The sequence below is a fragment of the Mesorhizobium sp. M00.F.Ca.ET.216.01.1.1 genome (assembly GCF_004010325.2).
In the GTDB taxonomy this organism is placed as follows: Bacteria; Pseudomonadota; Alphaproteobacteria; order Rhizobiales; family Rhizobiaceae; genus Mesorhizobium.
In genome coordinates this window covers 24,941-45,538 of the sequence record NZ_SADR02000013.1, presented here as the reverse complement: position 1 = coordinate 45,538, position 20,598 = coordinate 24,941, and the positions used below count along the sequence as shown (strand labels likewise).

The 20,598-nt window shown below is 60.7% G+C and carries 24 protein-coding genes; 7 read left to right on the top strand and 17 right to left on the bottom strand.

All coding sequences use genetic code 11. The annotated features are described in order from the left end of the window. Window positions 1-17 precede the first annotated feature (17 nt). Window positions 18-1,175 (bottom strand): patatin-like phospholipase family protein, encoded by a 1,158-nt coding sequence (locus EN859_RS17975; protein WP_127854317.1) that lies wholly within the window; start codon window positions 1,173-1,175, stop codon window positions 18-20. A gap of 27 nt (window positions 1,176-1,202) precedes the next feature. Further along, the gene (locus EN859_RS17970) at window positions 1,203-1,985 is read right to left on the bottom strand and encodes a 3-hydroxybutyrate dehydrogenase (protein WP_127854318.1); all 783 of its coding nucleotides are present in this window, start codon (window positions 1,983-1,985) and stop codon (window positions 1,203-1,205) included. A 264-nt stretch (window positions 1,986-2,249) separates the two neighbouring features. On the opposite strand from EN859_RS17970, the gene EN859_RS17965 reads away from it, so the two are divergent. Then, window positions 2,250-3,164, top strand: coding sequence for a LysR family transcriptional regulator (locus EN859_RS17965; RefSeq protein ID WP_127854319.1), 915 nt, complete (start codon window positions 2,250-2,252; stop codon window positions 3,162-3,164). A 58-nt stretch (window positions 3,165-3,222) separates the two neighbouring features. Here the strand turns inward: EN859_RS17965 and EN859_RS17960 are convergent, their stop codons facing one another. From EN859_RS17960 to EN859_RS17940, 5 genes are all read right to left on the bottom strand, one after another. After that, window positions 3,223-3,687 (bottom strand): DUF302 domain-containing protein, encoded by a 465-nt coding sequence (locus EN859_RS17960; protein WP_127854320.1) that lies wholly within the window; start codon window positions 3,685-3,687, stop codon window positions 3,223-3,225. Window positions 3,688-3,732: 45 nt separating this feature from the next. Next, window positions 3,733-4,935 carry an MFS transporter gene (locus tag EN859_RS17955; protein WP_127854321.1) on the bottom strand — a complete coding sequence of 401 codons (1,203 nt, stop codon included), beginning with the start codon at window positions 4,933-4,935 and terminating at the stop codon, window positions 3,733-3,735. A gap of 91 nt (window positions 4,936-5,026) precedes the next feature. Next, the gene (locus EN859_RS17950; protein WP_127854322.1) at window positions 5,027-5,527 is read right to left on the bottom strand and encodes a cupin; all 501 of its coding nucleotides are present in this window, start codon (window positions 5,525-5,527) and stop codon (window positions 5,027-5,029) included. Window positions 5,528-5,718: 191 nt separating this feature from the next. Beyond that, a complete protein-coding gene (locus tag EN859_RS17945) occupies window positions 5,719-6,633 on the bottom strand; it encodes a LysR family transcriptional regulator (RefSeq protein ID WP_127854323.1) in 915 nt (304 codons plus the stop codon). 238 nt (window positions 6,634-6,871) lie between these two features. Then, window positions 6,872-7,147, bottom strand: a complete 276-nt coding sequence (locus tag EN859_RS17940; RefSeq protein ID WP_127854324.1) for a hypothetical protein — start codon at window positions 7,145-7,147, stop codon at window positions 6,872-6,874. Between the two features lie 498 nt (window positions 7,148-7,645). Here EN859_RS17940 and EN859_RS17930 point away from each other — a divergent pair, with 498 nt between their 5' ends. The 6 genes from EN859_RS17930 (at window position 7,646) to EN859_RS17905 (ending at window position 12,238) form a co-directional block, all read left to right on the top strand. After that, entirely contained in the window at window positions 7,646-8,710 is a 1,065-nt protein-coding gene (locus EN859_RS17930; RefSeq protein WP_245525604.1) for a hypothetical protein, read from the top strand. A gap of 234 nt (window positions 8,711-8,944) precedes the next feature. Beyond that, window positions 8,945-9,214, top strand: coding sequence for a DUF2282 domain-containing protein (locus tag EN859_RS17925; protein WP_127854325.1), 270 nt, complete (start codon window positions 8,945-8,947; stop codon window positions 9,212-9,214). A 42-nt stretch (window positions 9,215-9,256) separates the two neighbouring features. After that, window positions 9,257-10,282 carry a DUF692 domain-containing protein gene (locus EN859_RS17920; RefSeq protein WP_127854326.1) on the top strand — a complete coding sequence of 342 codons (1,026 nt, stop codon included), beginning with the start codon at window positions 9,257-9,259 and terminating at the stop codon, window positions 10,280-10,282. Then, window positions 10,176-11,054, top strand: coding sequence for a DNA-binding domain-containing protein (locus tag EN859_RS17915; RefSeq protein WP_348632929.1), 879 nt, complete (start codon window positions 10,176-10,178; stop codon window positions 11,052-11,054). Before EN859_RS17920 ends, EN859_RS17915 begins: the two co-directional genes overlap by 107 nt. 11 nt (window positions 11,055-11,065) lie before the next feature. After that, on the top strand, window positions 11,066-11,539 hold the full coding sequence (locus tag EN859_RS17910; RefSeq protein WP_127854328.1) for a DoxX family protein: 474 nt from the start codon (window positions 11,066-11,068) through the stop codon (window positions 11,537-11,539). Between the two features lie 300 nt (window positions 11,540-11,839). After that, window positions 11,840-12,238, top strand: coding sequence for a hypothetical protein (locus tag EN859_RS17905; protein ID WP_245525603.1), 399 nt, complete (start codon window positions 11,840-11,842; stop codon window positions 12,236-12,238). Here the strand turns inward: EN859_RS17905 and EN859_RS17900 are convergent. The 10 genes from EN859_RS17900 to cpaB form a co-directional block, all read right to left on the bottom strand. Next, entirely contained in the window at window positions 12,213-12,560 is a 348-nt protein-coding gene (locus EN859_RS17900) for a hypothetical protein (RefSeq protein ID WP_127854330.1), read from the bottom strand. The two genes, EN859_RS17905 and EN859_RS17900, sit on opposite strands and share 26 nt — an antisense overlap. 27 nt (window positions 12,561-12,587) lie before the next feature. After that, window positions 12,588-13,208 (bottom strand): hypothetical protein, encoded by a 621-nt coding sequence (locus EN859_RS17895; RefSeq protein WP_127854331.1) that lies wholly within the window; start codon window positions 13,206-13,208, stop codon window positions 12,588-12,590. Further along, window positions 13,205-13,789 (bottom strand): L,D-transpeptidase, encoded by a 585-nt coding sequence (locus tag EN859_RS17890; RefSeq protein WP_127854332.1) that lies wholly within the window; start codon window positions 13,787-13,789, stop codon window positions 13,205-13,207. The genes EN859_RS17895 and EN859_RS17890 overlap by 4 nt, the downstream gene beginning before the upstream one ends. Beyond that, the gene (locus tag EN859_RS17885; RefSeq protein WP_127854333.1) at window positions 13,773-14,936 is read right to left on the bottom strand and encodes an AAA family ATPase; all 1,164 of its coding nucleotides are present in this window, start codon (window positions 14,934-14,936) and stop codon (window positions 13,773-13,775) included. The genes EN859_RS17890 and EN859_RS17885 overlap by 17 nt, the downstream gene beginning before the upstream one ends. Further along, window positions 14,933-15,568, bottom strand: a complete 636-nt coding sequence (locus EN859_RS17880) for a TadE/TadG family type IV pilus assembly protein (RefSeq protein ID WP_127854334.1) — start codon at window positions 15,566-15,568, stop codon at window positions 14,933-14,935. The genes EN859_RS17885 and EN859_RS17880 overlap by 4 nt, the downstream gene beginning before the upstream one ends. A 2-nt stretch (window positions 15,569-15,570) precedes the next feature. Further along, on the bottom strand, window positions 15,571-16,095 hold the full coding sequence (locus EN859_RS17875; RefSeq protein ID WP_281015615.1) for a TadE/TadG family type IV pilus assembly protein: 525 nt from the start codon (window positions 16,093-16,095) through the stop codon (window positions 15,571-15,573). A 5-nt stretch (window positions 16,096-16,100) separates the two neighbouring features. Beyond that, complete coding sequence (locus EN859_RS17870) at window positions 16,101-17,633, bottom strand: pilus assembly protein TadG-related protein (protein ID WP_127854336.1); 1,533 nt, start codon at window positions 17,631-17,633, stop codon at window positions 16,101-16,103. A 64-nt stretch (window positions 17,634-17,697) separates the two neighbouring features. Next, complete coding sequence (locus tag EN859_RS17865) at window positions 17,698-17,982, bottom strand: hypothetical protein (RefSeq protein WP_127854337.1); 285 nt, start codon at window positions 17,980-17,982, stop codon at window positions 17,698-17,700. Then, window positions 17,969-19,414, bottom strand: coding sequence for a type II and III secretion system protein family protein (locus tag EN859_RS17860; RefSeq protein WP_127854338.1), 1,446 nt, complete (start codon window positions 19,412-19,414; stop codon window positions 17,969-17,971). Before EN859_RS17860 ends, EN859_RS17865 begins: the two co-directional genes overlap by 14 nt. Before the next feature lie 57 nt (window positions 19,415-19,471). Next, on the bottom strand, window positions 19,472-20,524 hold the full coding sequence (cpaB, locus tag EN859_RS17855; protein ID WP_127854339.1) for a Flp pilus assembly protein CpaB: 1,053 nt from the start codon (window positions 20,522-20,524) through the stop codon (window positions 19,472-19,474). Window positions 20,525-20,598 lie beyond the last annotated feature (74 nt).

Sequence of the window (20,598 nt, the reverse complement as noted above, 5' to 3'; positions counted from 1 at the left end):
CCGCACGCCGAAACAAGTCACTCTTCCGACTCGTGGACCACGATGCCTTGCAGCATGTCGACGTCGCATTCCCACGGCTTTTCGGAGAGCACGCGCTGAGCGTGCTCGTATCCCGCCTGCCATCGCGTGCGGATGCCTGAGCGAGTGAAGTCGATATCCTTGGTATGGTCTTCGCCGTCGAGGCGCGGCGAGAGCAGCCGGACCAGGTGCATGACAGAAGGGCAGCCATAGGAGGCGAGTTCCTTGAACATCGGATCTTCACGCCGCTCCTCAGGGACGTACTTTCCCAATTCGCGCACAACGTGCCGCAGGCGATGCAACTGCTCCTGCCGGGCCACATGGCTCTTGCCGCGGCTGGCATATTGAAGATCCTTTTGCCGTCCCATGACCTGCCAGATCGATTTCGGCTCGGTGCCGCGGGGTTGCCACATATTGACCGCAAAGATCAGCGCATCGCGCCGCGGTCGCGCATCGAGCACGACCTCAATGGGCGTGTTGGAATAGATGCCGCCGTCCCAATAGGGCTCGCCATCGATGCAGACAGCCGGAAAGGCAGGCGGCAATGCGCCAGAGGCCATAATGTGCGCCGGTGACAGGCTCATCTCACGGGTGTCGAAATACTTGAGTTCGCTGGTGTTGACGTTCACTGCGCCGACGGTCAACCGCGTGTGGCGCCGGTTGAGGTAGTCGAAGTCGATCAGGTTACTCAGCGTTCGCTTGAGCGGATCGGTGGTGTAGTAGGAGGCTTTCTCCACGCCTACCTCACGGTTCACCCCGAACATGGCGCTCGGATTCGGCTCGAAGAAGCCCGGGATGCCGCGCATGATCGTTCCCATGTTGGCGAAGATGTTGCTTGGAACCATCATCTGGAAAAACTCGTCGAGCGGGCTGCTCCGGCTGACGCCGTCCCAAAATTCCTGAAGCCTCGGCAGGCGGTCTTGCGGTTCGTTTCCGGCGATCAGCGCGGCGTTGATGGCGCCGATCGACGTTCCGATCACCCAATCCGGCTCGATGCCGCCTTCGACGAGTGCCTGGTAGACACCGGCCTGATAGGCACCGAGCGCGCCGCCGCCCTGAAGGACCAGTACGGTCTGGCGTTTGGCGGCGTTGTCCCCCGGACTGCTGACCTCCGGTTCGGCTTCGGACACGGGCGGATTTCGGGTGATCTTGTTCATGGGCTTTTCGCTCCTGGTTTCCGAGGATTAGTGGGCCGTCCAGCCGCCCTCGATCGGAATGATTGCGCCGGTGATCGAGGCTGCATCGTCCGAGGCCAGGAACAGGCAGAGCGCCGCAACCTGGGCAACCGTCACGAACTGCTTGGTCGGCTGTGCCGCCAGGAGCACATCCTTGATCACCTGTTGTTCGCTGATGCCACGCGCCTTGGCCGTGTCCGGTATCTGCTTTTCGACCAAAGGGGTCAGCACGTAGCCGGGGCAGACCGCGTTGACGGTGATGCCTTGTTCCGCGACTTCCAAAGCAACGGTCTTGGTCAGGCCGGCGACACCGTGCTTGGCGGCGACGTAAGCGGATTTGTACGGCGAGGCGACGAGAGCGTGGGCCGAGGCGACGTTGATGATGCGGCCCCATTTGCGCTCTTTCATCGCATGAAGCGCGCGCCGGATCGTATAGAAGGAAGACATCAGGTCGATAGCGACCACGGCTTCCCATTTTTCGATCGGGAACTCGTCGATCGGAGCGACGTGCTGGATGCCGGCATTGTTGACCAGGATGTCGACGGCACCAAACTCGGCGATCGCCTTGTCCATCATCGCGGTTATGGCGTCGCCCTTGCTCATGTCGGCGCCGTCATAGCGGACGGTTACGCCATGATCGGCGGCGAGCTTCGCGCGCAACATCTCGATTTCCCCGGCATCGCCGAAGCCATTGAGCACGATGTTGCAGCCTTTGGCAGCAAACGCCTCGGCGATTCCCTGGCCAATGCCGCTGGTTGAGCCCGTAATGAGTGCCGTTTTTCCTGTGAGCATGGTTATTTCCTTCGATCGGAACCGCAGCCGGACAACAGCGAGCGCCGGCTTTCCGCGTCCGGGTTTGGAGTTGAGGACGAGTATGACGGCCCGTCCAAAGCATCGGAAATGCCGTTGAAACATGGATTCGATAGCCGATGATAAGGGCATCGGTGGGCATGGCCGAAGCGGCCCTGTTGCCTTGGCTTGTTTGCTGCCGGCACCCTGTAAGATTGCGTCGCAACGCGGGTCGTGCCGTATGCGCGCCTATGGGGGGAGCGTGCAGTGGAGATCAGCCAGGTCAGATATTTCTTGGCCGTCGCCAGGGAACTGAATTTCACCCGAGCGGCCGAGGAGTGCAACGTCACGCAGCCCGCACTCTCGCGCGCCATCAAGCTGCTTGAGGATGAATTTGGCGGCGCTCTCTTCCATCGCGAGCGACGACACACTCACCTCACGGAGCTCGGCCGCATGGTCGAGACCTATCTTCAGGGCGTCTTCGAGAATTCGCGCCAGGCCAAGCAGATTGCCGACGAGTATGTGCATCTGAAGAAGACGCCACTGAGGGTTGGCATCATGAGCACTATCGCTCCCGATGAGGTCATTGAGCTCATCTCGTCGGTCCGCGCTCGCCATCCAGGCGTGGAGCTTCATCTATGTGACGCCGACGCGCCCAACTTGCGTAGGAGGCTGCTTGCCGGAGATCTCGAAGTCGCAATCTACGCGTTGCCGTCGAACATACCGGACGAAGAGGTGCATTCCTTGGCGCTTTTTCGCGAGCAGATGGTGATGGCCGTCCATCTGGGTCATCGACTGGCCAATCAACGTTGCGTGCACGTGAAGGAAATGAGCAGCGAGAGCTACATCCACCGCAACAATTGCGAATTCGCCGGCTATGCCGACGCCATACTGGCCGAGCAGGGCGTCACTGTTAACCCGGTCTACTGGAGCGATCGTGACGACTGGACCCTGTCGATGATCGCTGCGGGGCTTGGTTTTGGGTTCATGCCGCAGCATACCGCCAGGCACGCTGGAGTGGTCGCCTTGCCGATTACCGATCCGGAATTCTGGCGCGAGGTCAACCTTGTCACAGTGCGCGGCCGCAGGCATTCGCCCGCGGTCGGAGCGCTCGTCCGCGAGGCTACGCAGAAGAAATGGTTCGGCGAACGGTTGGGAGCATTGTCAGCCGCCGCCGAATAATCCCGCTGCGGAAAACGACCGGTTTGAACCCGCGCGGACCTTGAGCACATCTTCGCGCTCAGTTCTTTTTGATCGTTGAGGTCACGGACTGTATGACCTCCGTCGCCATCTTGAACTGCGCCACGCGATCCGTGATCCCGTGTCGCTTCGCGATCCAGTCGAAATCGCTATAGGCGGCATACACCCCGCCGTCTGCGGTTTGGTAGACCAGTACGCGCACCGGCCAGTCGAGGCCGGCTTCGGGATTGGCAGTGATGAAGGTGGTGCCGAGGGCCGGATTGCCGAACATCACCAGCCGCGACGGCAGGACATCGTTGCCTGCCTTCTTGCCGAGCTTCGACTGGTCGATGACGCCGAAGAACATGATGCCCTTCTTGAGGACATCCTTCTTGATGCGCGCAACGGTTTCGGCGATCGGATAGTCGCTCTTCACCGTAACGACGCCGTCGGAAGCGGTTGCCGGGGCGATGATCGCCGCTAGCATTGCTGCGCCGGCGATCATGGTTTTCAGATATGTTGTCATGTCACTCTCCTTTGTTGGATTGTCAGATTCTTGGGCTGGCAGGTTTCACAGCTTTGGTGTTTGCAGCACGCGCGCCACGCCGATTGCGCCGGCGAGAACCGCGATGAGTACCGCCACGCAAGGGGTCCAGCCGACGCGGTCGTAGACCTGCCCGATGACGAAGCTGCCGGCGAGACCGCCCGCATAATAGGAAGCAAGGTAGATGCCGCTTGCGGCAGTGCGGTCGCGCGAGGCTGTCCGGCTGACGTGTCCGGTTGCTATCGCCTGCGCCAGGAAGGTGCCGACGGCGATCAGCGCCATTCCAAACAGGACGATCGGCAGATTGGTTGTGAGCAGCAGAAGCAGCCCGACAATAGCGAGCGCAAGCGTAGCGCCAATCCCTACCCTGGGGCCCAGGCCGGCAGCAACACGTCCGGCAAGAGGGGTCGTCAGCATGGAGGGCAGGAAGACGAAGTACACTAGGCCAAGCGCCATTGGCGACAGTGATATCGGCGGGGCGACAAGCCGGAAATTCACATAAGTGAAAGTGCCAATGAAGACGAACAGGATCAGGAAGCCGATCACGAAACAGGCACGCAGCTCGGCGTTCATCAGCGGGCCTTTCCAGGCCGCGCGCGCATGGTCGCCCACAGCATCGGCGCGCATCATTTCGGATGTCTTCTGTAGCGTGAACCAGACAAGCGCGGCACCGATCAGGTTGAGAGCGGCGAATGTGAGGAAGTTAGTGGAGATTCCAAACGTATCGGCGACTGCAGCCGACATCAGGCGCCCGAAGAAATTGCTGGCGACATTGCCGGTCACATAGGCTGCAAGCGCACTTGTTGCTTGTCGCGAGGAAAAGTGTTCGGCCAGATAGGCCATCGTCAGCGTAAACGCGGTCGACATGCAGAGGCCCTGCATGATGCGCAACACCGCAAAGATGACGATGCTGTCGGTTTGCGACAGAAGCGTCGTCGGTATCGCCAGCGCCGCAAGGCTGATCCAGATGCCGTTGCGGCGATCGATGCCCCTACCGAAAAGCGCGACCGCAATGCCGGCTACAGCCATACCGAAAGTGCTGGCATTGACGGCAAGGCCCATTGTCGCGCGGCTGACGCCGAACTTCATCACCAGCGAGGGCAAGATAGCCTGGGTGGCGAAGAGATCGACAAGCGTGAGGAACGCAATCACGGCGATGATGCCGAAGCGCCAACTGTCGGCGGCAACCATTCGGAGCCGCGTCGGTTCAGTCTGTTCGCTTGTCGTCATAACGAGGCTCCTTGGCCACACGTCCCCAGGCGACTACCTGAGGACGCGCTTTCAGTTGCTGTTGCTAGGAAGCGGCCGCCGCGAGGCGCGCTCACATCATGTGACCGTCGTGCGTTGCCGGCGGCAGGATGTCGGCCGAATAGAGCACCGCCGGGACCTTGCCATTGTTCTTCCACCAATGGGCGAGCTGGCCGAATTCGGCGCTGACGTCACCAGCCGGATGCTCGATCCCCACCTTGCAGGTGCTGCTATATTCGGTGATCGAACCCTCGACGACGAGGATGTTGGCCGGACGAACCGTGTGCTCATGCCAAGGCACGACGCCACCCGGCTGCACGACCAGCTTACGCAGGCGCAGCATGTTACCTTTCCAGGCGTCGCCCTTGGGGCTGAGATCGATGGCAGAAAGGACGGTGTCGGTAACACCTACAGGCTTGCTGGGATGATCCTGGATGTCCTTTGTCGTGGCTTGCCCTGCAGGGCAGTCTCCGGCGAAAGCCGGCGCCACAGAAAATGCCGCAACCGCGGAAAGAAATCCAAGCGCTAGCGCCAGATTGAGCGGCGCGCGGGAAGCAAGTGCTTTGGAAGCCATATCGTATTTCTCCTTTGTCGGTGCCCAACGCGGGAGGCGGGGCATGACAAGGAGAATGATCGGCTCAGCGACTAAAGAGAAATGCCACGTGGCTCTCGATTCGATACCTGAAAACTATCGCAGGCCAATCGAGACGGCATGCGGGGGCACGAGAAAACATATCTCGAACCTGAAAATCCTTGGGCTATATTTCACGCAGCAGTTTTGCGGATTGCCAGCGGTATGGCGCTCGTCGTCCAGCCATGTGCCTTGACGCTGCTCACGAAGGCCAATGCAGCCGGCGAGAACCTACGCCCTGCGACGACCACCAGTGATACTTCCCGCCAGACCTCAGGGTCGATAACCGGTCGCACCTGCAAACCAGGGATCACCGCGCTGAACTCGGGGATAAAACAAATTCCGAGGCCGCCGGAGACCATGTTTTGAATCCAGTCCTCGCGCTCGCTGGCATAGGAGATCCTGAGCTTCACCCCGCGATCGCTGCACAAACCGGCAAGATGATCGCGATATTCGCAGTTCAGGCGCCTGAGATAGTTTTCCCCGTCGAGCTCGGAAATGGCAACATTGTCGTTGCGGGCCAGTCGATGACCGTTTGGAAACGCCAGGACAAAGCGCTCGCGATAGAGCGGCGTCACATCGAAGCGATCCGGAAAGTTATCGCTCGATGCCATGATGGCGACGTCGATATCACCCGATTCGAGTAACTGAGAAAGCGATGCCGGCACGCCCTCCACCAGTTGCAACTGGATGCCCTGCTGGCGCCTGTTGAACTCGGCCAGCAGGCCGGTGAATCGGCGCGGACCGATGGTGCACATGACGCCAACCTTGAGGTTGGCATTTTCCAGGCAGAGAAACCTTGACGCCTCTTGCCGCACACCGGTCAGTTCGTCAAGGATCTGCTGGAAACGGGGGCGCAGCAGAACGCCTAGATCCGTGAGATGCGTGAGGTTTCGTTCGCGGCGAAAAAGCAGGCCGCCGACCTCTTCCTCTAGCTGCTGAATGGCTCGCGACAGCGCCGGTTGGGTGACGTTGCACTTTTCGCCTGCGCGCGTGAAATTTCGTGTCTCGCACACGGCAAGAAAATAGCGGATGTGGTGAATATCCATGCTGATTGCCCCAAACTGCGTATGGTCCTTATGCTGACCCAGACCGTGTCGCAAAGTGCGTCATCGAGCCAATGCACTGCCGCTATAAAGTTCATAGCATGCCGTCATGCTACCTGATGAGGTCACGTGCGGATCGCTTCGCCACGGCTAGATCTCCACTCAGGTTGACCTAAAAACGATGATGGCGAGCAATTGCTCGCCATCATGCTCGCATCTGCAGCCAAAAAGCCAAGCGGCGTTAGCTGTTGCCGCCAAGCTCATGGACTTTGACGCAAAACTCAGCATGCGGCTTGCTCATCGCCGCGTCGTTGCATTCCTTCTTCATCGCGTCCCGCGTGTCCTTCGACATCGCATTCCAGGCTGCTTTGAACTCAGTATCCGGCTTCATCGTCTTCATGCTGGCGTCGGTAAAGAACGGCTGCATGTTGGAGGGTTCGTCGAGCGCACCGGCGAACGCAACGCCGCCGAGAACGGAAAGTGCAAAAGCGCCGAGGCAGATAGCTTTGATATTCATGATATGATCTTCTCTGAGGTTGAGCAGTCGTCCCAATAATCGGTAGCAATTTAAAACTCTTCGGGTTCCTCCTTGCCGAGATGGACTTTGCTGAAATCGGGGGCCAACTTGCCAATGCCATCTGCGTATGGAGTTTATGCCGGTTCTGCATCTCGCCAACGCTGGCTGGTGCATTGGAACTAGTTGGCGCCGCCGAGCGCCAGCGTGTTCGCGCAGAACGCGGCATGAGGTTTGCTCATTGCTGCGTCGTTGCACGTCCTCCCCATCGCGTCCCGCTTGCCTTTTGGCACGGCAGCCAAGCCCTCTTGAACTCAGCCATCGGCTTCATCGTTTTCATTCCAGCATCTGTGTAGAAAGTCGGGAACGCTCCCAGATCAGTAAAGGGGTCGGCGGATGCGGCCCCGGCAAGAAGGCTGAGAGCAATCACCCCCTGACACACAGCTCGTATTCTCATGGCACGCTCCTCTATTTTGCCGAAGGGTTGCCCAAGCGACCGTCGTGGCGGTGGTTCGAAGCAATCAAAATCGCGTTGTTTTTGCTTGCCTGGGCAAAACCTTGCGGCGCGCGCGTATTTGCAGCCAATGCAATCTGTCTATGGAGTTCATGCCACCTTGGCATTTCGCAACCAAAGGCTGGTCCGGCAATCTCTCCATCAAGCGCCGTCCTGGCGTTATGGGATGGAGACACAAGATGCGTGCCCGAGCTCAAACCGGAACCGAACCCCACATCACTATCATGGCGGATGCCGAGCGCTTGCTGAATGGCACAACGAACGCGCACGGCAAGCAACCAATCAACCTTGCTTTGGCAAGTGATGCACACGGCGCGTTTGTCTGGGGCGTGCTCGACCGCTTTCTGGACGAACCCGACTTTCCTTTCCTCAATATCGCTGCGGCGGGGTTCGGTGCGGCGGAGGCTGCGGTTCTGGCTTATGGCCTGGCGCTCGGCGGCCGGCGCGGCGCACGGACAGCGCTCACCAATTTCTGGCGGCGCGTCAGCCATGCGTCGATGTTCGCAGCCGATATAGCCAACCCCCTGAAATCGATACTGGAACAGTCGATCGACATCGATGATATCCGCAAGAGCCCGGTAGAGCTCAGCGTTTTCGCTTCGAATGCCCGAACCGATGTGGTGAAAGTGTTCGCCGGCGATGAATTGTCGATCGACGCGGTTCTCGCTGCGGCCACGATCCCTTTCCTGTTTCCGGCCATTGAGATTGACGGGGAGGTATATTGGGGCCACAGCGATCTTTCCGCTTTGCCGCCGGTCCGATCGGGCGATGCCGCCGATGTGCTGATCATCGTCGGCAGGCCGGTCGAGCTTTGGACAGCAGACTCCAGGCTCTCCGTCAGCCATCGCGCGGCAACGCCCATCCCGATCCATTCCATAGTCGATAACCAGCACCGGGCGTGCGCAGCCCTGTTCACGAGGCCCTGGACCGACTGGGGCAGGCTGACCGACGCGCGTGACAGGGGACGCGAACGAGCCGGGAAATGGCTCGAAGCCAGCTATGCCTTTGTCGACCCACAACCGGCCGTCGATACCGTCAACCGATATGTCTAGGCGCCTCCCTCCCGCCTAGCCGCGCTTGCCCCGCTGCCCTCCCGAAGGCAGGCGCCACAAGCCCTCCGGTCTCCCCGCCGGAGGGCTTTTTGCCTCTCCTCCTTCGACATAGTGAGCGCGTATCAAATCCATGCCGAGACAGCATTTCAGCTTGGGGGCCTGATCGGGGAAACTGCTTGCAGACGGGCCGCAGGGCCAGTCTTTCCCTCGAAAAGCAGATCAGGAGACATGCAAGTGATCAACACCAGAACGCTCATCGGGTCGGCTCTCGCAGCCGCCACCTCTCTCGCCGCGACGGCCGCCTACAGCGGTCCCGCCGCCAAGCCCAACTACTCGTTCGAGAAGTGCTACGGCGTCGTCAAGGCCGGCCAGAACGACTGTCAAACCGCGACGCATTCCTGTGCCGGCACCTCCACCGCCGACAACCAGCCGGATTCCTGGCTCTACGTTCCCGCCGGCACCTGCGGAAAGATCGCCGGCGGCATGGACAAGCCGAAAGCCTGAGCAAGCCAAACTTCACGCCAACCCTTCGAATGGAGTCGACCGATGTCACGCACATTTCAGTCTCTCGCGATCCCCGCTACTGCGGGCATCGGTCTTCGCTCCCGTCATATCGGCGAAATGCTGACCCGCCGGCCTTCTGCCGGCTGGCTTGAGGTCCATGCCGAAAACTACATGGGCGAAGGCGCCGGCGTCGAGGCGCTGGAAAGACTGCGCCAGATCTATCCCCTCTCGGTGCATGGTGTTGGCCTGTCCCTGGGAAGCGCCCAAGGTGTGGACCGCAGCCATCTCGAGCGGCTGCGCAAGGTCTGCGAGCGCTTCCAGCCCGATCTCGTTTCCGAGCATCTGGCCTGGAGCGTTGCCGACGGCGCCTATCTGAACGATCTGCTCCCGCTTCGCTACGACGAAAAGGCTTTGGCGGTCGTGGCGCGCAATGTCGAGACTGTCCAGGACGTCCTCAAACGCCAGGTACTCATCGAGAACCTTTCTGCCTATCTGGCCTTCGCCGACTCCTCGATGAACGAGGCGGAATTCCTGGCCGAGCTTGTAGCAAGGACCGGTTGCGGCCTGCTGCTGGATGTGAACAACGTCCACGTCTCGGCGCACAACCTCCAGTACGACGCCAAGACGTTCATCGACGCGCTACCGGCCGAGGCCATCGGCGAGATCCATCTTGCCGGCCACGCGACCAACCAGGTCGGTGCCGACACGGTGCTCATCGACGACCATGGCTCGCGCGTGCCGCCGGTCGTATGGTCGCTCTATCATCACGCCATAAGCAGGCTGGGACCTCGTCCTACCCTCATCGAGTGGGACACCGATGTTCCGGTTCTCGATGTGCTGCTCGGTGAAGCGATGTGGGCCGACATGCTGTCCGCTTCGATCATGTTCAACCGCAAGCAGACAGCCAGGCGCGCCGCCGTAACCAAGCCACGGGCGGTGCCCACAGTTCTTTCATTCGAGAATGGGGGGAGCGGCATGCCGGTGCTCGCAGCTTTCGCAGCCGTCAGGGCCGGTCGGATCGTACCACTGCCGCACGACAGGCAGGGGGGATACCATGCTGCCGCTTGAACTCCTTCAGACCATGATGGCGCGCTCAGTACTTGCGAAAGAGCCATTCGTGTCGGCAAACCTGCTCACCGCCGGCAAGGCCGATCCGCTCGCACGGCTTCGCATCTACCGGAACAACACGCGCAGCTCGCTTACCGCGGTGCTGATAGCAGTCTTCCCTGTCACTGTTCGCCTTGTCGACGAGCGCTTCTTTCGTTTCGTGGCAAGCGAGTTCATTCGGCGATATCCGCCGGTGGAGTCGCGGTTGGCGCGCTATGGTGCCGGCTTTCCGCGGTTCCTGAAGTCGATCGACACGCTGTCCGACATGCCGGTCGTCGCCGAAACCGCGCGCCTTGAATGGGCCATCGCTGAAGCGCTCGACGCGGCATCCTTGCCGCCGCGCACGCTTGCTGAATATGACAACACCGACTTGGGGATGTCGCCGGATATCCTGCTGCAGCCGTCCCTGCGGCTGATCATTTCGCACTGGTCAGTTATGTCGGTGTGGAAGGCTCATCAAAAGGCAACCCTGGCTGAACAATTTGGCGGCTGGATGCGTCGGCCTGAACGTGTCGCGCTGTGGCGGAGCGGCGAGAGCGTGCGCCTGATACTTCTCGACCGCTCGAATTTTGCATTTCTGCACGCACTCAAGCACGGCTTTGGCCTGGAACAGGCCATATCCCGAGCCGTGGCGCTCGATCCCATGTTCGACCTTGTATCCGCGCTCGTCCGCTTGTTCGGCGACGGGCTCGTTACCGACGTGCGGGTTTCAGCACATCCCTTCCCAATCTGATGGAGATAGTCATGACCGCGATACCAGAATATTCCTCGTCCACCCCGGCCGGCCTTGTCGGCCTCTACAGACGTGTCATCAAGCTGGCGGAGCGCATACCGTTTTCGCTCGTACAGCTCGCTGCCCGTGTCGCTATCGCGCTCGTCTTTTGGCAGTCTGCTCAAACGAAGCTTGCATCCTGGCCGGTGACGCTGCAGTTGTTCGCCAACGAATACAATTTGCCGTTCGTCGATCCGGCGATCGCTGCGCCGTTGGCCACGGCTGCCGAAATCACCGGCTCGGTGCTGCTTTTCTTCGGGCTTTTCTCCCGCGTCGGCGCACTGATGCTCCTCAGCGTTATTTCGGTTATCCAGATCTTCGTTTATCCGGAGAACTGGGCCGAACATTTGCTGTGGGCTTCGCTGCTGCTTGTGGTGCTGACACGCGGCGCCGGTGTCATCTCGTTTGACTATGTCGCCGGCCGGATTTTTAGGTGGAGCAGATGAAAATCTGAGCACCAAGCGATCCCGCTGATCGATAGAGCTGATCAATCTGCCTTATGGCTCCAGCACCAGCTTTCCCGTAGAGCTCCACCCTTCCAAGTTCCCGTTAAGCTTCGCGCAATCTCTCCAGCCTATCCTCGGTATCAGATTGTCGAGGGTGACATGAAACGCAAGTCGTTTTTACTCTTTGCCTTTCCGGCCTTCGTCCTTCTGGTTCTGGCTGGGGAACGAGCAGCGACATTCCTGCTTGGAACCTATCCGGCCAGCCCCACCATGTGGCGGATCTGGCTCGAACTGCGCCCCTTGTCGGCGCTGTTCTGGCAACAGGTCGACCTCTATCTCAGCGGTTCAATGGCCCTTGACCTCGCCATCTTGGCCGCTGCATCGGTCGTCTGCTGGATGGCTTGCCGGACGCAACGGTCGGCTGCTTTTTTCTTCCTTGCCAATCATGTCGCCTTGCTTTTCGCTGGGCTGATGATCGCTGTCAGCAGCCATTCGGAAACGGCGAGCACGATTGCAGCCTTCACCGCGCCCAGCGGGTTGCCATTCTCGCTGAGGGTCGATTTCACATGGCAGAACAGTCTTGTGCTCTTTCTTGGCACCGCGGCCTGCGCCTACTGTCATGTCGCCTTCCTCGGCGAAACCCGCCAGCGTTCCGAAGCACGGGCTATTCGGATTATTGCTCTGCAACGGGATTTTTAGGATCCGGGCAAGCCGCGGTTTCCACGAAATAGGCTTTCACGTAGCCATGCCGGCTGACTGACGGCAGCGGGTAGTAAGTGACCGGGCACCATTGCCGCTTCCGGTCAGCGCCGGCCGGTTTGCACGGCCCCGTGGCGACGATGATGCCGTAGTGATCCGGAGCGATAGCGCCCGCCGCCCTGGAAAGGTGGCTTGGCTGCGTTCTGATATAAAGCATGTCCCAGAAGTCGACATTGACGACATGATAGCAGGTTGCTGCCGTTGCGCTGCCATACGGCATTGCCAGCAAGAGGACGGCAATCCGGAAGGCGATTGAACGCAAAGCCGTCATCCTCGACCGGTCGCGCTGCTAATTGATTTTCTTGTAATGAACCTTGCCGTCCGCCTGCTCTATGCGCTGATAGTTAGGGCTCGGGGCAGGAGCCGCCGCTGCCACCCGCCTTTTCGGCGGACGCGACATATCGATGACGCTGGGCTCGGTCGCGATTTCATCCTCGATAACGGCCGGTGCTTCCGCCACGGTGGTCGTCACCACCGAAGGTTCCGCTATGCTCGAGATGCGATCGTCGCCGACTGGCGGCGAGTTCTGCTCCATCCGGGCAATGCTGGCGTTGATCTCGTTGAAGCTGCCCTGCAGTTGGCTGTCGAGTTTCTCGAACCGGCTTTGGAAGCCGTTATTGACCGTATCGAGCCGGGCGGCGATGCGCTGCTCGAAGGCGCCGAGCTGTTCCAGCCGCCCTTCGACGAAGCGCAGGTCGCTGATGCCGCGGTAGAGATAGATCGCGGCTGTCATGTTCACCGCCGTGATCAGCAAGACGCCAGCGACGACAACTCCGACCAGCCGCCGATTGCTCGGCTTGCCGGCGCGCTCTCCAATATGGTTTGCCGGCCGAGCTTCGATTGCCGGCCCAATGTTGATTGCCGGCCCAATGCTGATTGCCGGCATGTCAGGGTCGCTGATCATCGTCATTGGACCACCACCTTTGCGCCGATTGGGACGCGCTTGAAAAGATCGATGACATCGGTGTTGGTGAGACGGAAACATCCCGATGTTCCGTCGAAGCCGACGCCCGAAGGATCGTTGGTGCCGTGGATGCGGTAGAGCGTGTCGCGCCCGTCCCGCAGCAGATAGAGCGCCCTGGCGCCGAGCGGATTATAGGGACCCGCAGGCACCATCTCCGGCAGCTCCGGCTGGCGGGCGCGCATTTCCCTGGGCGGACGCCACTGCGGCCATTCCGTTTTCGCCCCGACCTTGACGGTGCCGGTCCAGCCAAAGCCGTCGCGCCCGACGCTGATCTGGTAGCGCAGCGCCTGGCCCTGGCGGGTCACCAGGTAAAGCGCCTTCTCGTCCTTGCGGATGATGATCGTGCCGGCCTGCTCGGTGGTTTCGAAGGCGACCGTCTTGCGCAGGCTGGGCCCCATCGCCGGCAGCGGCGGGAGGCCCGCAACGCCGGACCGGGCGTGGGCGAAATCCTGCGCCGACAATGCCAACGCCAGCCCCATGATGCAGGCGCCGGCGGCGACGATGCGATTTCTAGCGGGCAGCATCATCGAGCCGTTCTTTGAACATCCGCTTCAGATCATTGTTGAAGCGCGCCCGCCCATCCACTTCGGAAGGCAGGATGGCCCGATTCAGCGCGTCGGTCAGCAGCGCGTTGTCCAGGGCGACCGACTTGATGTGCGGCGCCTTGAAAATCTTCTCCAGCTCGCTGCGCGAGAAGTGGTTGCCGAACCATTTGCGCTTGTGCTTGTTGGCGACCAGCGTGATGCTCACCGCATTGCCGCGCAGCTCGCGGATCTTCTTGTAGAGCCGCTTGCCTTGCCGTAGCGAGGCGACGTTGAGCTCGAAGACGATGAAAATCTCGTCGCTCGTCGACAGCACCGAATTCTGCCAGGGGGTTTCAATGTTCGGCAGGTCGATGACGATGTCGTCGAACCGGTAGGCGACGAGGTCGAGCAGCCGGAAGACGAAATCGGCGCCTTGCGGCTCGAACGGCAGCTGCGGCCGCTCGAAGGAATAGAGCGTCAGGCCAGAGGGGCGCGAAAGTTTGATGACATCCATCAGCTCGACATCGAGCCGGTCCGGCTGGCCGATGATGCCGGCGAGGTCGAACTGGTTGAACAGGTTGAGGTAGGCGCCGCAATTGGCGCTCTGGAAATCGAGATCGACCAGGCAGGTCGAAGCCGCGCGCTCGGCCGATTTCGAGGCCAGGAATTCCGCCGCCGACAAAGCGAGCGTCGTGGCGCCGGCGCCGCCGCTGGCGCTGATGAAGGTGATGATGCGGCTCTTGGTCCCCTGGTTGCCGGTGTCGTGGAAGGTGACCGCGTTGAGCAGCTCCTTGGCATCGAGCGGCTTGTGCAGCCAGTCCGAGGCGTTCATGCGCACCAACACGCGGGTCTGCTCGGACGTCAATTGGTCGGAAACCGCGATTAGCGGCACCGATGCCCACAGCGCGCGCGCCGCGACTATTCCCGCATTGTCGAGCAACTCGCCATCGCCGAGGTCGAGGATGACGATGCCCGGGCGCGTATCGGCAGGCGGGCCCTGGAGGAAGTCGCCGGTCCCTGAAATCCTGACATCGTAGATCGCCAGCGCGTCGAGCCGTGTCGCCACCTCGCGCTTGAAATTCGGATCCGACGAAAACAGGGCCACCTGCTTTCGCTTGGTCGGCAGAACCTTGGTGTTCATGGCGTTCATGGCGATGTGCTCTTCAGGTCTTCGCCCGTAACCGTGCTCAGCATGGAGGGCATGGTGATATTCGCAAAACCCATCAGTCCTTGCAGAAAAAAGAACTGGAAGGTCACGTTCTGAAGGCTGACGGTTATTGTCGGCACTGGTCCGCCCAGCCGGGTCTGGTAGCCCAGACCGGTGGCGCTGTAGGTAACCACCACGTTGTCGCGGTGCAGGCGTGGGAAGAAATGACACATGCCTGGCCGCTGGCCTGTGGCCAGTGCGGGACAGGCGTCGTCGTTGGTGTTGGCCGTGTCACCACGAAAGATGCGGCTGAAGTTGGCTGCATCGAATGAGCCGCCATTGCTGCAAGCGCCCGCGCCAGCGGTATATGTGCAGGCGAAAGGGCCATAGGCGGCGGCAACGACCGGCGCGCCCGGTGTCGCGATCGGCGCGGCTGTTGCAAGTGCGGTTGCAACCGGATTGGAAATCGAAGCAAGCCGTGCTCCGACCTGGACGGCCTTCGTCGCCGCGTTCCATTGATAGAATGCATTGCCGAAATCGACGAAACCGAGGACAAGGGCAAACAGCAGCGTCGACACGATGGTCATTTCGACCATCGCCGCACCGTCCTCTGATTTCGCAAAGCGCTTGATCATGATCAGAACCGGATCAACCGCTCCTCGTGAAAGCCGTTGAGGGTGATTGGGCCGATGCCGATGAAGGCCAACATCCCGACGCCGCTGTACGCCAAGCTACCCGCTGCCCTGACGATGCAGACTTGCGCAGTGGTAGAACGATATTTGGTGACGCTGGCGACCACAGCGTCATGACAGGAAGCGGGGGCGGCGATGGTCACTGTCACATCTGCTTTTTGCCAGCCGCTGACGCGCGCACTGCCTGTCCCTGCCGCATTGCCGAACACGGCTATGTTGGCTGCGATATCGGCGCAGTCGATCGTCAGCCCGGCCTGGGTATACAATTGGCTGTTGCAGCGCGCGGCGAAGCGGCTTGCATCCGAAAGTCCGGCCTCCATCAGCAGCTTTTCGTGGATCAGGTTGCCGAACTCGAACACGCCCGCCGACAGGATAAGCATCAGCGGGGTGATCAGCGTCATTTCGACGAGCACCGCGCCTCGACGGTCGCGGCGAAATCTATCGAGATGTCGGCATAGCGTTCCAATCATCGCCATCACCGGTAAAGCTGGGCTTCGTCGCGGAGGAAATTGTCGAGTGTGCCCTGGCCGCCGCGACCGGTTATGTCGACCAGTTCGACCATCACCGACGCATCATCGGCCGCTGACGCAACAGGTTCAGTGAGAAAGAAGCTGCCGAAGGCCTCGACCGGCAGATCGGTGCTATGGCCGGACAAATCCTTGCCCGCAGCTTCAAGTGCGTTGCAGTTCAGGATCGCGCCATAAAGCAACCGGCGATCAACTGTCGTGACAGGCGGTTGGCAAGCTGCCGGCGGGGTTCCAATCTCTCCACCTGTCGACGCCGTGCCAACCAGTCCGGCCGATACCTCGTAACGGTAGACCTCATAGCGCGTCGGCTTGGTCGTATCCCATGAAGATGGATAAGAAGCGGAACCGAAGTTGGTGCTCCAATAGCTGGAGAAATTCCAGTTCCCGTCGCCCATCCTGCCGCCCAAATACGGAGTTGTCGCATCGCGCGGAAGCCCCATGTTGCCGGCGGCATTGAAGGTTAACTGGTTGTATTGTGGGCACTGATTGCCACCGCCATTGCCGTTTCCGTTTCCTCCAGACGACGCACCCTTTCGGACATTGTCGGCCGGACCGTATTCCGGGTCATTGAAATGGCTGCCATTAGCTGCAATCCCGAAACGAACATTGAAGGCGTCTTGCACAGGACCAGCGTTCTGACCGGTCTTCGTTGAAACGTTCGCGGAATTGTAGCAGCCGATTGGCTTTGATGTTGCGATTGTCTGAGCGAGGGCTTGAGCACCGTTTCCGACACCTGACGGGGGCTCAAGGAAGCCGAAATTGCCTGGACCGGCGGCCGCGCCGTTTCCGACCTTCCTCAGTTCGATCAGTCGACGATGGACGGCCGGATTGGAAACGGCCTGCGCCAGTGTGTATCCGCCAGCATCGTTGGTGCCGTTCACCATCTCATAGGGGTTGCACATGAAGACCGGCGTGAAATCGCAAACGCCGGAGGTGAACCCCGCCACGGCGACCGCCCCGACATTGAAGCTGTTGCTGGCGCCGGATGACAAAAAGGAAGCCGGGAAGATTGCGGCGAAGCCAGTGGGCGTGACCGTCACCTGGATAAACCGCGTTTGTATTTCTCCGACGGTTGGATTGGCATCGGCAAAATTGGCCGTAGTGATTGCCACGTTGTCATCGGGAATAGTTTTCAGGAAACACCACGAAATGTTTCCGGCACTGTTGCACCTCTGTGTGCCTCCCGGTTGGCCGGAGGTCAGAGTGAACCTTCCTGAAGTCGAGAAGTAGCTTTCATTGGCGACCAGCGTGGCCATGGCGCGTTCTGCCCGTGCCCAGGTGCCGCTGCTTCCATCCAGTTCAGCCGCGCCGGCGAGCGCAAACGCATCAGCCGCCTTCTGCAAGTCGTTGTGCAGGTTGTTGACCCGGCTCATGTCGATCGCCAGCAGGGAAAAGCCGATGATTGCCGGCAGCATGACGCTGACGAGTATCAGCGCTATTCCCCTCTGATCGTGCCAGAAGGCGCGAACAATTCGCAACATGGCCTACTCTTTGCTCCCCTTACGCCAGGATCCCTCGTTTTGCCTGACGCGCTGATCCTTCTGTTCAATCCGCCGTGTTGGTCGGCGTGCTGACCGTGATGGCCGGCGGCGGCGGTGGTGGCGGTGGAAATTTGTAGGCCTGGGCAACAGCGGCAGCGCGCGCGCCGTCGCCTTCAATAGTCGTGTTCCTCGACGACGGATTGAGCGGATCGACCGTCTGCAGAAGCGAATTGTATTTCTGCGTGTCGCCGGCGGCCAGCGTCACCGTGTCGTAGCGGTTCAGATAGTCGGCGCAGCCCGTCAGCGCGCCGGCACACAACAGGAGGATCAAGGTTCTATTTCTTGACATAGAGCAGCTTGTCCTTCGATTTGAGGTCGAGCATGTGGCCATAGGGACCGACGACGCCTTCGCCGAGTTCATATTTGCGAACCATGTCCTTGGTCACTTCGAGTTGGCCGAGCACGAAAAACTCGGGGTCGTTAGCGGGCCGCGTCTTGTCGAATGGCGTCGCCAACTGCTCGCCGGGTTTTACCGGCCGCACGATGTGCGGCGTGACGATGACGACCAGCTCGGTCTCTTCCTTCTGGTTGCTCGAATTGTGGAAAAGCGCGCCCACGATCGGCACCTGGCCGAGCCACGGCACCTGTTTCTGAATCTTGGTGTTCTTACTGGACAACAGGCCGCCGACGGCGAAGCTCTGGCCGTCGCGCAATTCGACGACGGTCGACAGCTTGCGGTTGGTAAAGATGGGGTCGCCAGCGGGGGTGAAACTGGTCAGGTCGCTGACTTCCGGCGCCAGCTTGATATGGATCTTGTCGTCGTTCAGCACGATCGGCGTGAACAGCAGATTGACGCCGAATTGCTTGTACACGATCTGGATCTCGCCATCGCTGTCGATGCTGCGGATAGGCACTTCGCCGCCGGCGTTGAAGCTAGCCGGCTCGCCGGAAAGCGTGGTGAGATTGGGTTCGGCGAGCATGCGCACGACACCCTTGGCCTCGAGCGCCTCGATGTACAAGTCGACTTTGATGTTGCTGTCGATGACGCGAGTGAGCAGGGCCCCGAAGGGAGTGGAGTTGGACAGTAGGCCACTGAGTAGACCGCCCGATCCGAGCACCACACCGTCTTTGTCGACGGCGGCAATCCCAGTTCCGGTGCGGGTCGTGCCGCTGTTATTGGTGCTCGCGATAGACACGCCAAGGTCGCGGTCGGCATTGCGCTTGGCTTCGAGCACGCGGACTTCGAGATTGACCTGCTGGCTGTCGTCGACGATGACGGCGTTTATGATGGCGTCAGGACCATATTGCTGGGCAACTTCCAGGATAGACGCCAGCGTGGCGCCGTCCTTGACGTGGCCGCCAAGCCTGACCTTGCCGTTGACCGAGCCGATTTCGACGCGCGATCTGGGCGCCACCTGGTGGATCGCCTGCGCCATGTCGCTAACGTCGACACCGACCTCGATCTGGATGACGCCGAGCGAGCGCTTGTCCTCGGAAAACAGATTGACGGTCGTGGTGCCGGCGCTCTTGCCGATGACATAGAGCGTGCGGTCTGTCATCGGCTGGGCGTCGGCGATCTTGTCGTCGCCGACGACGATGTCGCCGAGAGTGGCGTTAACCGCGACAGTCACCGACTGCGACATCGGCAGGAAAATACGGTGCACGCTGGGGCTCGACACGTCGATGCTGCGGTCGGCCGCGAGAGCCGCGGGGCTTAGTAACAGCAACGTCGCAGAGCAGGCCAGTGCGGCCGCCACCAGTCGTCCCCAGAACACGCGCATCTACACTATCCCCCGTTGCCGACTGATCCAGACATCCCCTGTCCGAATGCGCCGGTATTATTTTTGTCGCGGCACGTCGTATGTCTCGAACTTCACGCCCCGATAGACGCTGACCGTCGCTCGAGCCGGCGGCTCCGGCTGCACATATCTGACCACTTCCTTGACGACTTCCCGCACTTCGGGCGCCGGCGCTACGGCCGGGGCCGGGGCGGGAGCCGGCTTCACCTTGCTCAACTGGTCGATCTGGCTTCCCACCCGTTCCACGGCCTGAGCCAACCCAGCCAGCTTGTCTTCGGCGCGTTTGCGCTCCGCTGCGGCCTCAGCTTCGAGCGCTGCCTTTTTGGCGAGTTCGGCCTGCCTGGCGGCGACATCGTCCGGCGTATCACCGGTCAAATCGGAAAGCGTAATGCGCTCGGTCGTCTCGCCCTTGCTGGCGGCGGCCTGGCGAAGCGCCAGGGATAACTGGCCCGCATCGGCGGCCAGGGTAAGTTTCTGGGCGTCCTTGGTGCTGACTTCGAGCGTGACCGCCTTTACCACCGTCGGACTTTCCTTGCTTTCGTCAGCGACCTGGTCGACGGCGAGCACCTTCATGCTCTGCAACAGCACGTCGACAAAACTCTGGTCCGCTCCCTGGGCAGTTCGCACCTTGCGCGTCAGCAACACATCGACGCGGTCACCGGGGAAGACAAATCCGGCGACGCCAAGCACGTCGTTGACCCTGATAGAAACGGCTTTCATGCCTTCGCCGAGCACTGCAGAAAGCGTGGCGCGCTGGCCGGGGCCGGTGATCTTGGTAGCGAGAACGGGCTCGTTGACACCGATCGCCTGAAGCGCCTGCTTTGTCCCTTCGCCGGCGAGTAAATCTTTCGTCGTCTTGAAGACGCCCGCCGGCACTGCGCCCGCCGGCCATGCGATTTCGCGCAGCTTGTCATCGGTCAGAGAGTCGCCAAATTTCAAGGGTACAGCCGCCACGACGACCGTATCGCGCTGGACTTCATCCGTGCGCGCCATGGCGTTGCGCTGACTGGCCAGCCAGATATTGGCGAGCACCACCGCGAGCACGCCGAACACGCCGGCGAGGACAATCATGATGACGGTGTTTGCGCGCACTTCTTTCCCCCCAGACTACGTTGGCCTTAGCTGATCGACGCCGGGGGCATGCCCCCGGCGTCGATGATAAACGA

Coding starts and splice junctions, on each gene's coding strand:
- EN859_RS17910 (WP_127854328.1), top strand. CDS start 11,066: ATGACCGCGATACCAGAATATTCCTCGTCCACCCCGGCCGGCCTTGTC.
- EN859_RS17945 (WP_127854323.1), bottom strand. CDS start 6,633: ATGGATATTCACCACATCCGCTATTTTCTTGCCGTGTGCGAGACACGA.
- EN859_RS17870 (WP_127854336.1), bottom strand. CDS start 17,633: ATGTTGCGAATTGTTCGCGCCTTCTGGCACGATCAGAGGGGAATAGCG.
- EN859_RS17970 (WP_127854318.1), bottom strand. CDS start 1,985: ATGCTCACAGGAAAAACGGCACTCATTACGGGCTCAACCAGCGGCATT.
- EN859_RS17890 (WP_127854332.1), bottom strand. CDS start 13,789: ATGATGCTGCCCGCTAGAAATCGCATCGTCGCCGCCGGCGCCTGCATC.
- EN859_RS17955 (WP_127854321.1), bottom strand. CDS start 4,935: ATGACGACAAGCGAACAGACTGAACCGACGCGGCTCCGAATGGTTGCC.
- EN859_RS17920 (WP_127854326.1), top strand. CDS start 9,257: ATGTCACGCACATTTCAGTCTCTCGCGATCCCCGCTACTGCGGGCATC.
- EN859_RS17860 (WP_127854338.1), bottom strand. CDS start 19,414: ATGCGCGTGTTCTGGGGACGACTGGTGGCGGCCGCACTGGCCTGCTCT.
- EN859_RS17895 (WP_127854331.1), bottom strand. CDS start 13,208: ATGACGATGATCAGCGACCCTGACATGCCGGCAATCAGCATTGGGCCG.
- EN859_RS17950 (WP_127854322.1), bottom strand. CDS start 5,527: ATGGCTTCCAAAGCACTTGCTTCCCGCGCGCCGCTCAATCTGGCGCTA.
- EN859_RS17875 (WP_281015615.1), bottom strand. CDS start 16,095: ATGATTGGAACGCTATGCCGACATCTCGATAGATTTCGCCGCGACCGT.
- EN859_RS17915 (WP_348632929.1), top strand. CDS start 10,176: ATGGGGGGAGCGGCATGCCGGTGCTCGCAGCTTTCGCAGCCGTCAGGG.
- EN859_RS17885 (WP_127854333.1), bottom strand. CDS start 14,936: ATGAACGCCATGAACACCAAGGTTCTGCCGACCAAGCGAAAGCAGGTG.
- EN859_RS17880 (WP_127854334.1), bottom strand. CDS start 15,568: ATGATCAAGCGCTTTGCGAAATCAGAGGACGGTGCGGCGATGGTCGAA.
- EN859_RS17940 (WP_127854324.1), bottom strand. CDS start 7,147: ATGAATATCAAAGCTATCTGCCTCGGCGCTTTTGCACTTTCCGTTCTC.
- EN859_RS17975 (WP_127854317.1), bottom strand. CDS start 1,175: ATGAACAAGATCACCCGAAATCCGCCCGTGTCCGAAGCCGAACCGGAG.
- EN859_RS17960 (WP_127854320.1), bottom strand. CDS start 3,687: ATGACAACATATCTGAAAACCATGATCGCCGGCGCAGCAATGCTAGCG.
- EN859_RS17865 (WP_127854337.1), bottom strand. CDS start 17,982: ATGTCAAGAAATAGAACCTTGATCCTCCTGTTGTGTGCCGGCGCGCTG.